The following is a 205-nucleotide window of genomic DNA, read 5'->3' as shown; positions in this document are numbered from 1 at the left end:
CATCGGCCGCTTACGTCTTAACCGTCGTGTTCGGGATGGGAACGGGTGTGTCCCATAAGCGCATCGGCACCGGAATTCTTTTTTAGGTCCTTGAGACCTGAACAGTACGTAAAACCCTTACTTTATTCTTCCTTAGAAAGGAGGTGATCCAGCCGCACCTTCCGATACGGCTACCTTGTTACGACTTCACCCCAGTTATCAGACC

General features: G+C 50.7%; 1 rRNA gene. It reads right to left on the bottom strand.

The annotated features are described in order from the left end of the window. Window positions 1-136 precede the first annotated feature (136 nt). A 16S ribosomal RNA gene (locus tag GPK83_RS16440) occupies window positions 137-205 on the bottom strand; the annotation flags it as partial.

It is taken from the genome of Clostridium sp. MCC328 (genome assembly GCF_018785465.1).
Taxonomy (GTDB): domain Bacteria; phylum Bacillota; class Clostridia; order Lachnospirales; family Lachnospiraceae; genus Pilosibacter; species Pilosibacter fragilis.
This window is presented reverse-complemented; position numbering and strand designations above follow the sequence as displayed.